We start from the raw sequence: 12,466 nt of genomic DNA on the forward strand, positions 1-12,466 counted from the left end.
ATGTTCGGGCGGCAGATTGCTCGACCCCATAACCCAATACTATGCGGGCGTGCCCATGATTACCCTGAAGCTCAACGGTCAAGACCATCAACTCGACGTCACCGAGGACATGCCACTGCTCTGGGCCATCCGCGACGTGGCTGGTTACAACGGCACCAAATACGGCTGCGGCATGGGCCTGTGCGGGGCCTGCACCATTCATATCGAAGGGGCTCCGGCGCGCAGTTGCATCACGCCCATCGGATCAGTCGTCGGGCAGAACGTCAGCACCATCGACAACCTGCACGCCGACCCGGTCGGCAAAGTCGTGCAGCAGACCTGGCTCGACACGGCGGTCGCCCAATGCGGTTTCTGCCAGGGCGGGCAAATCATGTCCGCCACTGCGCTGCTCAAAACCAACCCGAACCCGAGCGACGAGCAGATCGAAGAAGCCATGATCGGCAATATCTGCCGCTGCGGCACCTACAACCGCATCAAGATGGCGATCCGCCAGGCCTCCACTCACCTGAAGGAGGCCAAGGCATGAGCCGGTTACCGAGTGATTTCGCCCTGAGCAATCTGAGCCAGCTCAGCCGCCGTGGCTTTCTGAAAGGCGTGGGCGCCACCAGTGCGCTGGTATTGGCGGCGAGTTGGGGCTGGCAAGACGCTTTTGCCGAAGAAAAAGACAAAAAGTTCGGCGCCGACGGCATGCCCCATGGCTGGGTCGACGATCCGAAAGTCTATGTGAGCATCGCCGCCGATGGCACGGTGACCGTGATCTGCAACCGCTCGGAGATGGGCCAGGGCGTGCGTACCAGTTTGACCATGGTGGTGGCCGATGAACTGGAAGCCGACTGGGCGATGGTCAAGGTGCGGCAGGCCCCCGGCGATGAAGTGCGCTTCGGCAACCAGGACACCGACGGCTCGCGCAGCATGCGCCACTGGTACGAACCGATGCGCCGCTGCGGTGCCGCCGCGCGGACTATGCTCGAACAGGCCGCCGCCGCACAATGGAAAGTGCCGGTCGATGAATGTCATGCGCAACTGCACAAGGTAGTCCATGAGCCATCCGGTCGCGAGCTCGGATATGGCGCCCTGGCCTCCGCCGCAGGTGCCTTGCCGGTTCCGGCCCGCGACAGCCTGAAGCTCAAGCAACCAGCGGAGTACCGTTACATCGGCAAGGAAGGCACCAAGGCCATCGATGGTGAAGACATTGTCAATGGTCGCGCCGTGTACGGCGCCGATGTGCATCTCGACGGCATGCTCTACGCGACTATTGCCCGGCCCACGGTGTATGGCGGCAAGGTCAAAAGCTTCGATGGCAGCGCGGCGATGAAAGTCCTAGGCGTGGTCAAAGTGCTGCAGATCGAAAGCCGGCCTTTGCCTTCGGAGTTTCAACCGCTCGGCGGTATCGCCGTGGTGGCGAACAATACCTGGGCGGCGATCAAGGGCCGCGAGGCACTGAAAATCGAGTGGGACGATGGCCCCAACGCCAGCTACGACTCGATCGCCTATCGCAAGGAACTTGAAGCCGCCTCGCTCAAGCCCGGCAAGGTGGTGCGCAGTACCGGCAACATCGATGAGGCGATGAGCAGCGCCGATAGCACGCTGGAAGCGTCCTACTACTTGCCGCATTTGTCGCAGTCGCCGATGGAGCCGATGGTCGCCATTGCACAGTTCAAGGACGGTGCGTGCGAAGCCTGGGGGCCAAGCCAGGCACCGCAGGTCACCCGGGAGCGGATCGCCGAACGCCTGGGCCTGCCGTTCGACAACGTCATATTCAACGTCACCCTGCTCGGTGGTGGATTCGGGCGCAAGTCCAAGCCCGACTTCATCATCGAAGCAGCCATCCTTGCCAAGGAGTTCCCTGGCAAAGCGGTGCGGGTGCAATGGACCCGCGAAGACGACATCCATTGTTCCTACTTCCATACGGTATCGGTCGAATACCTCAAGGCTGGCCTGAACAAGGATGGTCTGCCGTCCGGTTGGTTGCACCGTACGGTGGCGCCGAGCATCACTGCATTGTTTGCGCCGGGCATGAAGCATGAGGCGGCGTTCGAACTGGGCATGGGATTCACCAACATGGCGTATGCGATCCCCAGCATTCGCCTGGAAAACCCCGAGGCAGCGGTGCATACCCGGGTCGGCTGGTATCGCTCGGTGTCGAACATTCCCCATGGCTTCGCGATCCAGAGTTTTATCGATGAACTGGCGCACAAGGCCGGGGAAGACCCGCTGAAATACCAGATCAGATTGCTCGGCCCGGACCGTCAGATCGATCCGCGCACCCTGAGTGAAGAGTGGAACTACGGCGAATCCCCCGAGCGTTATCCGATCGACACCGCGCGACTGCGCACGGTACTGGAGACCGCCGCCAAAGCCGCCGGTTGGGGGCGTGAGTTGCCCAAGGGGCGCGGCCTGGGCCTGGCAGTGCATTACAGCTTCGTGACGTATGTGGCGGCGGTCATCGAGGTGGAGGTAAAAGACGACGGTACGCTGGTGGTGCACAAGGCTGACATCGCTGTCGATTGCGGACCGCAGATCAATCCCGAACGGATTCGCGCGCAGTTCGAAGGCGCCTGCGTCATGGGCCTGGGCAATGCGGTGCTGGGGGAAATCAGCTTCAAGGACGGCAAGGTCCAGCAGGATAACTTCCACATGTACGAAGTGGCACGCATGTCCCTGGCACCGAAAGAGGTGGCCGTGCATCTGGTGACGCCACCGGGCAATGTCCCATTGGGCGGTGTCGGTGAACCGGGCGTGCCACCGATTGCGCCGGCATTGTGCAATGCGATCTTTGCTGCCACCGGCAAACGCATCCGCAACTTGCCGGTTCGTTACCAGCTGTCGGGCTGGCAGCAGGCCGGAGCCTGATGGACAGCGCCGATCTGAACGTCCTGCGCAGCGTGTTGCAATGGCATCGCGCCGGTCAGCGGGTGGTGTTGTACAGCGTGGTCGAAACCTGGGGCACTGCGCCCCGGGCTCCCGGCGCCATGCTGGCCTTGCGTGAAGACGGCATGGTGATTGGTTCGGTCTCGGGCGGGTGCGTCGAAGATGACTTGATCGCCCGGCTGCACGACGGGCGCCTTGCGCTAGACGGGCCACCGGTGCAGTTGATCACGTACGGCGTGACCCGCGAGGAAGCGGCGCGTTTCGGCTTGCCCTGCGGTGGCACCTTGCGCTTGACCGAGGAGCGTATCGACGATGGGGATTGGGTCGAGCAATTGCTCGCTCGTTGCGAGGCCCATGAAATCGTTGCGCGTGAACTGAACCTGGCCACCGGCGAAGTGCTGTTGCAGCCGGCCAGTAAAATTGACGTGTTGACGTTCGACGATCAGACCTTGCGCGCGATCTACGGTCCACGCTGGCGCCTGCTGCTGATCGGCGCGGGGCAGTTGTCGCGCTATGTCGCTGAAATGGCCCGCCTGCTGGATTTCGAGGTGTTGATTTGCGATCCGCGCACCGAGTTCGTCTACGGCTGGGAGGCGCAGCACGGACGATTCGTTTCGGGCATGCCGGATGAGGCGGTATTGGACATCCAGACCGACGAGCGCACGGCCATCGTGGCCTTGACCCATGATCCGCGTCTGGACGACATGGCGCTGCTCACGGCCCTGGATTCCAGGGCTTTTTACGTCGGGGCGCTGGGTTCGCGGGTCAACAGTCAGAAGCGCCGGGAAAACCTGGCTCAATTGGGGTTGGCGCAATCGGCGATTGACCGCTTGCATGGTCCGATCGGTTTGCACATCGGCAGCCATAATCCGGCGGAAATTGCCTTGTCGCTCATGGCGGAAATCGTGGCGGTCAAAAACGGCGTCGAACTGAAGCAGAAAAAAATCCTGCAGGAGAGGGTATGAGCGAGTCCATTGGCGTCATCGTGTTGGCGGCGGGGCAGGGCAGCCGGTTTCGTCAGGTGGCGGGCGTCGAAAAGGATAAATTGCTGGCCGATTGCACCGGTCGTGACGGTGCGGTTCGATCTGTCATTGAACACACATTGGTCAATCTGCCAGTCGCTCTGGACAAGCGCGTACTGGTGACGACCGCTGACCGCCCGCAAGTGATTCGCATGGCTCAGGCCTATGGTTGCGAGATTGTGCTGATCGAGTCGACGGGAATGGGCGACAGCATCGCCGCCGGGGTTGCTGCCTGCAAGCAACTCGGTGGCTGGCTGATGGTGCTGGGGGATATGCCGTTCATCCTGCCGTCCAGTATCGAGCAAGTGGTGGCAGGTATTGGCGGCGACAGTATCAGCGTGCCCGTGCAGGACGGTGAGTACGGGCATCCGGTCGGGTTCGGACGGGACTTCGCGGCGGGGTTGATGGCGCTATCGGGGGATCGTGGCGCCAAACCACTGTTTGCCCAAGGGCGGGTGGTTGAAATGACCGTGGATGATCCCGGCGTGTTGTGGGATGTGGACGTGCCGCAGGCATTGAGCTTCAGCCACTCATAGATCTTCAGATCAACCTGGTTCCCCTGTGGGAGCGAGCCTGCTCGCGAAAGCGGTCTGGCATCCAACAGTGATGCAATCTGATCCGACGCCATCGCGAGCAGGCTCGCTCCCGCATTGGATCGCTGTGAAGTCCAGACATAAAAAAGCCCCGCCTGGATCACCAGGCGGGGCTTTTTAGTGGCCGATGGAATCAGACGAGAGGTTTAGGCTCGTGTTCTTTTTCCTGGGCCTGTTCGTGTTGCTCGACGGCTTCCTGAACGGAGCGTGGTGCTTCGTGGATCACCGACTCGACCGGCTCGGCAGCCACTTCAGCAGCAACCGGTGCAGGTTCGGCAGTAACAACCGCTTCAGCCGGAGCAGCCGCGGCAGCCAGTTCAGCTTCCTTCTGCAGACGCTCGGCTTCACGCTTGCGACGACGCACTTCACGCGGGTCGTTAGGTGCACGACCACTTGGCGTCAGGGCGCTGACAGGTGCGGCCTCGACTACCGGTGCAGGCGCTTCGGCAACGACCGGTGCTTCAACGACTGGCGCTTCAACCACCGGTGCTGGAGTCGGCTCCGCTGCGGCAACTACTGGCTCGGAAACCATGGCTTCAGCCATTTGGGTTTCAGCGGCTGGTGCAGCTGTTTCAGCGACGGCTGGCTCGGCCACCCAGTTGAACGCCGTTTGCTCTTCACGTACTTCGCGAACGGTTTCAGTCACGGTCTCGACGACGGCTTCTGCAACTACGGCTGGTGCTTCAACCACTGGAGCCGGCTCGGCAACTGCTTCAACGGCAGGCTGTGCCTCAGGTGCTGGCGCCAGTTCGATTTCCGGCGACGCGGTGACTTCGACCGGTGTGGTCGCTTCAACGACTGGCGCTTCAACCGGAGCAGATTCCAGGGTCGCGGCAGTGGCGCGTTCGGCTTGCTCGTTGGCCTGTGCTTCGGCTGGAGCACTGATCACGCTGCTGGCAACGGCTGCGGTGACAGCCAGGCCGGCGGCCAGGTCGGCAACGCTTGGTGCTTCAGCGTTTTCGCCGGACTCGGACTCTTCCGAGCCTTCGATCACGTTGCCGTTGGCGTCACGCTGACGCTCGCGACGGTTGCTGCGACGACGCTGGCCACGGGAGCGACGGCGTGGACGATCGCCTTCGGCGGCTTCCTGGCCCTCTTCCTGCAGTTGCTCTTCGTTGGTGGTCAGTTCTTCTTCGGCTGCGGCGGCGGCAGCTTGTTCAGCACGTGGTTGACGTTCTTCACGCGGCGGGCGAGGCGCGCGTTCTTCGCGTGGCTGGCGAGCTGGACGCTCTTCAGCGGTAGCAGCGGCGGCCGGAGCGGCATCCAGAGGCTCGCGCAGTTCACGAACGCGTTCTTCGCGCTCGCCACGAGGCTTGCGGTCTTCACGCGGAGCGCGCGGTGCACGTTCTTCACGAGGCGCGCGTGGTGCGCGTTCTTCGCGGGCGACTGCCGGCGTTTCTTCACGTGCTTCGCGTGGCTCGCGAACTTCGCGTGGCTGACGCTCTTCGCGTGGTGCGCGTTCTTCGCGCGGGGCACGTTCTTCGCGAGGCTTGCGCTCTTCATCGCGGCGACCAGTACGGTTGCGGCTTTGCTGGCGACCGTTGCGACGCTCTTCGTTGCGGGCCGGACGCTCGACGGCAGGTTTTTCAACCACAACCGGCGCGACAGGCTCTTCCTTGGTGGCGAACAGGCTCACCAGCGACTTCACCAGGCCTTTGAACAGGCTTGGCTCTGGCACGGCAACCGGAGCAGGGGCCGGAGCGGCGACTTCGGTCGGAACCGGAGCGTTGGCGCGGGCCGGAGCGGTCTTGACCGCCGCTTCCTGGCGAACCAGTGTGCGGGTTGCAGCGGCTGGCTGGACTTCTTCGACTTCGGCAGCGGCAGCGGCGATTTCGTAGCTGGACTGGTTGGTCGCCGCTTCCGGGCTGTCATCACGCAGGCGCTGCACTTCGAAGTGCGGCGTTTCGAGGTGATCGTTCGGCAGGATGACGATGCGGGCGCGGGTGCGCAGTTCGATCTTGGTGATCGAGTTGCGTTTTTCGTTGAGCAGGAACGCCGCCACCGGGATCGGCACTTGTGCACGAACTTCGGCGGTACGGTCTTTCAGGGCTTCTTCTTCGATCAGGCGCAGGATCGCCAGGGACAGCGATTCAACGTCACGGATGATGCCGGTGCCGTTGCAACGCGGGCAGACGATGCCGCTGCTTTCGCCAAGCGACGGACGCAGGCGCTGACGGGACATTTCCAGCAGGCCGAAGCGCGAGATGCGACCGACTTGCACGCGAGCGCGGTCGGCTTCCAGGCATTCGCGGACTTTCTCTTCCACGGCGCGCTGGTTCTTGGCAGGGGTCATGTCGATGAAGTCGATGACGATCAGGCCGCCGATGTCGCGCAGGCGCAACTGACGGGCGATTTCTTCGGCCGCTTCAAGGTTGGTTTGCAGCGCGGTTTCTTCGATGTCGCTGCCTTTGGTAGCGCGCGCCGAGTTGATGTCGATGGACACCAGGGCTTCGGTCGGATCGATAACGATGGAACCGCCGGAAGGCAGTTCGACAACGCGCTGAAAAGCGGTTTCGATCTGGCTTTCGATCTGGAAACGGTTGAACAGCGGAACGCTGTCTTCGTACAGCTTGATCTTGCTGGCGTACTGCGGCATCACCTGGCGGATGAAGGTCAGGGCTTCGTCCTGGGCTTCAACGCTGTCGATCAGCACTTCGCCGATGTCCTGGCGCAGATAGTCGCGGATCGCGCGGATGATCACGTTGCTTTCCTGGTAGATCAGGAACGGCGCGGCGCGGTCCAGCGAGGCTTCCTTGATGGCGGTCCACAGTTGCAGCAGGTAGTCGAGGTCCCACTGCATTTCTTCGCTGCTGCGGCCCAGGCCGGCAGTGCGCACGATCAGGCCCATGTCGGCCGGGGCAACCAGGCCGTTCAGGGCTTCACGCAGTTCATTGCGCTCTTCGCCTTCGATGCGACGGGAGATACCGCCGGCACGCGGGTTGTTCGGCATCAGCACCAGGTAACGACCGGCCAGGCTGATGAAGGTGGTCAGGGCGGCGCCCTTGTTGCCACGTTCTTCTTTCTCGACCTGAACGATGACTTCCTGGCCTTCGCTCAGGACGTCCTTGATGTTGACGCGACCTTCCGGGGCTTTCTTGAAGTATTCGCGGGAGATTTCTTTGAGGGGCAGGAAGCCATGGCGCTCAGAGCCGAAATCGACAAAGGCAGCCTCAAGGCTTGGTTCGATGCGAGTAATCCGGCCTTTATAGATGTTGGCCTTCTTCTGCTCGCGTGCACCGGATTCGATGTCCAGGTCGTAGAGGCGCTGGCCATCTACCAGTGCAACACGCAACTCTTCGGGTTGAGTTGCGTTAATCAGCATTCTTTTCATGTAGTACCGTCGGTTTCCGGGCTGCCGGAAACGGCGTTCGGCACACACGACTTCTCACGGTCGGTGTCAGGTGCGTCGGGAGTGGTTGGCCATTTCCCGTGTCCAGCGAAGTCCGGCCAATGTGGGCCTTCATCGCGACGTACGCGTCCTGCTTGCTGTGGCTACTTAAGCACTCAGTCAGGAGGAGGAATCAACCAGCGGCTGTGGACGAGATGAAGCGTCTTGAGAAAGCCTGTTGCTACACAGTCCGGCGGTTGTGCATCTCCACCCTACACGTATCCCTGATAATTCGGGTGCTGCCGCGCGCAGAATCCGCAGCGGGTTGGCATTTACCGTGAGCTCCGAAAGGGGAGGTCACGCATCATGGCTAATTTAGGCGTTGTTTCCGATGCCTTCGCTCGGGGTCATTCGCAGTTGACTGCACTTTGTGAACTGGCCGTGAATATGGCTCGCAAAACGAGTGGAAAACTCTGCTTTGTGGCGTGATTCAGGCCTCATGTCACCTGCGCTCGTTACACCTGCAAACTCCACCGTTACGTAGCGAAAGCCCCGTAGGACGGCCTCGCGTCCTGGTGAATTGCGTTGGTCAGGGCCGGTTTTTGACCGTTGGTCCGCTGTCCAGGCCGCTTTTGGCGACGTTCGCGACTATAGCAGCAATGATTAAGTGCTTCAATTCCATAAAAATTGTTATCATCCGCGCCATGACGACGACTACCCCCCCGACTCCAGGCGTACAACTGCTTGAGGTCTCGCCGGAATATGCCGGCCAACGTATTGATAATTTCCTTCTCGCCCGACTCAAAGGCGTGCCCAAGACCTTGATTTACCGCATTTTGCGCAAGGGCGAAGTGCGCGTGAACAAAGGTCGGATCAAGCCAGAGTACAAGCTGCAGGCGGGCGATATCGTGCGCGTGCCGCCGGTGCGTGTGCCTGAGCGCGACGAACCGGTGCCACTGGCACAAGGCCTGCTGCAGCGACTCGAGGCCTCGATTGTCTTCGAAGACAAGGCGCTGATCGTGATCAACAAGCCTGCGGGCATTGCGGTGCACGGCGGTAGTGGGCTGACTTTCGGGGTGATCGAAGCCTTTCGTCAGTTGCGCCCGGATTGCAAAGAGCTCGAACTGGTTCACCGTCTCGACCGTGATACGTCCGGCCTGTTGATGATCGCCAAGAAGCGCAGCATGTTGCGCCACTTGCACACCGCGTTGCGCGGTGATGGCGTCGACAAGCGCTACATGGCGCTGGTCCGCGGTAACTGGGCGAGCTCGATCAAGCAAGTCCGTGCGTCGCTGGGCAAGAGCAATCTACGCTCAGGCGAACGCATGGTCGAGGTTGACGAGGAGGAGGGCAAGGAGTCCGTGACCGTGTTCAAGGTCCTGCGCCGCTTCGGCGACTTTGCCACCCTGATCGAAGCCAAGCCGATTACCGGCCGGACTCACCAGATCCGCGTCCATACCTTGCACGCCGGGCATTGCATCGCTGGCGACACCAAGTATGGCGACGAAGGTTTCAGCAAGGAAATCCGCGATCTGGGCGGCAAGCGCCTGTTCCTGCACGCCTACATGCTGACGGTGCCGCTGCCTGACGGTGGCGAGCTGAAGTTGCAGGCACCGGTCGACGAGATGTGGGCCAAAACCGTGGAGCGATTGAGTGCGCCCATCTGATTACAAGCTGCTGATCTTCGATTGGGACGGCACGCTGGCCGATTCCATTGGTCGGATTGTCGAGGCAATGCATGTTGCCTCGCAGCGTTCCGGGTTTGAACAGCGCGATGATTTTTCCGTCAAAGGTATTATTGGCCTGGGCTTGCCGGAAGCGATCCGCACCCTGTATCCCGAGATTGGTGATGCTGAACTGATCGCGTTCCGCGAGCATTATGCCGAGCATTACATTGCGTCCGAGGCTGTGCCTTCGCCGCTGTTCGAGGGTGTGGTCGAGTCGCTCGAGGCATTCCGTGCCGAGGGTTATCATCTGGCCGTGGCGACCGGCAAGGCCCGTCGCGGGCTGGACCGGGTGTTGAAGTCCCATGGCTGGGAGAATTACTTCGATATCACCCGTGCCGCCGACGAGACCGCCAGCAAGCCCCATCCGCTGATGCTCGAGCAAATTCTCGCTCATTGCGAGGTACGCCCGGAACAGGCGTTGATGGTCGGTGATTCGTCCTTTGATTTGCAGATGGCGCACAACGCCGGCATGGGCTCGGTGGCCGTCAGCTATGGCGCTCAATCGATCGATGCGTTGAAGTTGTATGAGCCGCGACTGGTCATCGACCGCTTTTCAGAATTGCATGCCTGGCTGAGTCAGCAGGCTTAACCGGTTGTTTTTGGGGTGGATGGCATGACCGACGAATGGAAAGCGCCCGCCAAGGCGAGCGCAGAGAACGGTGACGACAAAAGCTGGAAGCTGCTGGAAAAGACGCTGCTGGCCGGCGTGCAGGAGCAGCACCGGTCCCGTCGCTGGGGGATATTCTTCAAGCTTCTGACTTTTGTGTATCTGTTCGGCGCAATTGTTCTGTTTTCGCCGCTGATGGATATGGAAAAGGCGGCTACCCGCAGTGCCCATTACACGGCGCTGATCGATGTGACGGGCATGATCGCCGACAAGGAACCGGCCAGTGCGGACAATATCGTTGGCAGCCTGCGCGCGGCTTTCGAGGATGAGAAGGTCAAGGGTGTCATCCTGCGCATCAACAGCCCGGGCGGCAGTCCGGTGCAGTCAGGTTATGTCTATGACGAGATCCGTCGTCTGCGCGGCCTGCACCCGGACACCAAGCTGTATGCGGTCATTTCCGACCTGGGGGCTTCCGGTGCCTACTACATCGCCAGCGCGGCGGATCAGATCTACGCCGACAAGGCGAGCCTGGTCGGCTCCATCGGCGTGACGGCAGCCGGTTATGGCTTTGTCGGCACCATGGAGAAGCTGGGCGTCGAGCGTCGCACTTATACCTCTGGCGAGCACAAGTCGTTCCTCGATCCGTTCCAGCCACAAAAGCCGGAAGAAACCGCCTTCTGGCAGGGCGTGCTCGATACGACCCACAAGCAGTTCATCAACAGCGTCAAGCAGGGGCGTGGCGATCGCCTGAAGGACAAAGAGCATCCGGAGCTGTTCTCCGGCCTGGTCTGGTCCGGCGAGCAGGCGCTGCCACTGGGGTTGATCGATGGGCTGGGTAATGCCAGTTCGGTTGCGCGGGATGTGATCGGCGAGAAAGAGCTGGTGGACTTTACCGTTCAGGAGTCGGCTTTCGATCGCTTCTCGAAAAAACTCGGTGCCAGCGTGGCTGAGCATCTGGCGATGTGGATGGGGTTCAGCGGTCCGTCGCTGCGTTAAGTGTTTTCGAAGTTGGTTTTTTAGATCAAAAGATCGCAGCCTTCGGCAGCTCCTACACAGATCACCTGTAGAAGCTGCCGAAGGCTGCGATCTTTTGTTTTTCAGGGGATTTGCATGCCTTCGGCCAGCAACATGTCAATCAGGCGGATCAGCGGCAGGCCGATCAGGCTGGTGGCGTCAGGTCCCTCGGTGCTGCGAAACAGGCTGACCCCCAGGCCTTCGGCCTTGAAGCTGCCGGCGCAGTCATAGGGTTGCTCGGCGCGCAGGTAGCGTTCGATGCGGGGTGCGTCGAGTGTGCGCATGTGTACGGTGAACGGCACACAATCGACCTGGCAGTTCCCGGTCTGGCTGTTGAGCAGGGCCAGGCCGGTCAAAAAGGTCACGCTGGCACCACTGGCGGCCAGCAGTTGTTCGCGGGCCTTTTCGAAGGTGTGGGGCTTGCCGATCATCCGGTCTCCCAGCACGGCGACCTGGTCGGAGCCGATTATCAGATGAGCGGTATGGCTGTCGGCCAGAGCGCGCGCTTTCTCTTCGGCGAGGCGCTTGACCAGTTCGATGGCGGATTCACCGGGACGATGGCTTTCGTCGATATCCGGCGAGCTGCATGTGAAAGGCAGCTGCAGGCGAGTCAGTAATTCCCGGCGATAGACCGAGCCGGAAGCGAGTAATAAAGGCAGCATGCGCATCTCCAGAAGGCAGGTGCGAATTCTAGCGAGGCTTCCAAGTGACGGACAGGGCTGAATTTCCTTTGACATGGGCGGGTGCATCCCTATAATGCTGCGCCTATGTTGAATGACCCGATTCCACCTCACGTTGACCCGCGCAAATTGGCTGATCGTGGCACCACCCTTCAAGGTGAAATGCTGCTGGCCGATTTGGAGAGACTCTGCGACCCGCTTTCCGACAATGTCGGTACGGTGCAGGCTAAATTCGTTTTTGAACGAGATGAACGTAAATCTGTGGTCATCCACAGCTTTATCGACACTGAAGTCAAAATGGTTTGCCAGCGTTGTCTTGAGCTGGTCACCCTGCCGATCCATAGCGAATGCAGTTACGCTGTGGTGAAGGAGGGTGCGAATACCCAGTCGTTGCCGAAAGGTTATGACGTGCTGGAACTGGGCGAAGATCCTTTGGATCTGCAGTCACTGATCGAGGAGGAGCTTCTGCTCGCCTTGCCCATTGTGCCTGCTCATCATCCGGAAGAATGCCAGCAGCCGGCGGGAGCAGATGAGCCCGAACCGAGCGAGGACGAGGTAACGCGGTCCAACCCGTTCAGTGTATTGGCGCAGTTAAAGCGTGACCCAAACGTTTAGGAGTTAATC

At 60.9% G+C, this 12,466-nt stretch carries 10 protein-coding genes; 8 read left to right on the forward strand and 2 right to left on the reverse strand.

Annotated features, from left to right (window positions below):
- The first annotated feature begins 55 nt into the window (after positions 1–55).
- The 4 genes from RS887_RS16545 to RS887_RS16560 are packed head-to-tail and all read left to right on the forward strand — an operon-like array spanning position 56 to position 4,429.
- Entirely contained in the window at positions 56–526 is a 471-nt protein-coding gene (locus RS887_RS16545) for a (2Fe-2S)-binding protein (RefSeq protein ID WP_322616173.1), read from the forward strand.
- A complete protein-coding gene (locus RS887_RS16550) occupies positions 523–2,853 on the forward strand; it encodes a xanthine dehydrogenase family protein molybdopterin-binding subunit (protein ID WP_322616174.1) in 2,331 nt (776 codons plus the stop codon). The genes RS887_RS16545 and RS887_RS16550 overlap by 4 nt, the downstream gene beginning before the upstream one ends.
- A complete protein-coding gene (locus tag RS887_RS16555) occupies positions 2,853–3,836 on the forward strand; it encodes an XdhC family protein (protein WP_322616175.1) in 984 nt (327 codons plus the stop codon). Before RS887_RS16550 ends, RS887_RS16555 begins: the two co-directional genes overlap by 1 nt.
- Positions 3,833–4,429 carry a nucleotidyltransferase family protein gene (locus RS887_RS16560; protein ID WP_322616176.1) on the forward strand — a complete coding sequence of 199 codons (597 nt, stop codon included), beginning with the start codon at positions 3,833–3,835 and terminating at the stop codon, positions 4,427–4,429. The genes RS887_RS16555 and RS887_RS16560 overlap by 4 nt, the downstream gene beginning before the upstream one ends.
- 190 nt (positions 4,430–4,619) lie before the next feature.
- Here RS887_RS16560 and rne read toward each other — a convergent pair whose 3' ends face one another.
- Positions 4,620–7,817, reverse strand: a complete 3,198-nt coding sequence (gene rne, locus RS887_RS16565) for a ribonuclease E (protein ID WP_322616177.1) — start codon at positions 7,815–7,817, stop codon at positions 4,620–4,622.
- A 701-nt stretch (positions 7,818–8,518) separates the two neighbouring features.
- Between rne and rluC the strand changes: the two genes are divergently transcribed.
- The 3 genes from rluC to RS887_RS16580 are packed head-to-tail and all read left to right on the forward strand — an operon-like array spanning position 8,519 to position 11,144.
- A complete protein-coding gene (gene rluC, locus RS887_RS16570) occupies positions 8,519–9,481 on the forward strand; it encodes a 23S rRNA pseudouridine(955/2504/2580) synthase RluC (RefSeq protein WP_007977058.1) in 963 nt (320 codons plus the stop codon).
- Complete coding sequence (locus RS887_RS16575; protein ID WP_322616178.1) at positions 9,468–10,130, forward strand: HAD-IA family hydrolase; 663 nt, start codon at positions 9,468–9,470, stop codon at positions 10,128–10,130. The genes rluC and RS887_RS16575 overlap by 14 nt, the downstream gene beginning before the upstream one ends.
- 24 nt (positions 10,131–10,154) lie before the next feature.
- Entirely contained in the window at positions 10,155–11,144 is a 990-nt protein-coding gene (locus RS887_RS16580; RefSeq protein WP_322616179.1) for a S49 family peptidase, read from the forward strand.
- 101 nt (positions 11,145–11,245) lie between these two features.
- On the opposite strand, the gene RS887_RS16585 is transcribed toward RS887_RS16580, so the two are convergent.
- Positions 11,246–11,824: a nucleoside triphosphate pyrophosphatase gene (locus RS887_RS16585; protein ID WP_322616180.1), complete on the reverse strand. Its 579-nt coding sequence runs from the start codon at positions 11,822–11,824 to the stop codon at positions 11,246–11,248.
- Positions 11,825–11,929: 105 nt separating this feature from the next.
- Here RS887_RS16585 and RS887_RS16590 point away from each other — a divergent pair, with 105 nt between their 5' ends.
- Entirely contained in the window at positions 11,930–12,457 is a 528-nt protein-coding gene (locus tag RS887_RS16590; protein ID WP_007942001.1) for a YceD family protein, read from the forward strand.
- The last annotated feature ends 9 nt before the right edge of the window (positions 12,458–12,466 follow it).

The organism is Pseudomonas sp. BIC9C (assembly GCF_034541995.1).
Classification (GTDB): domain Bacteria; phylum Pseudomonadota; class Gammaproteobacteria; order Pseudomonadales; family Pseudomonadaceae; genus Aquipseudomonas; species Aquipseudomonas fluorescens_CC.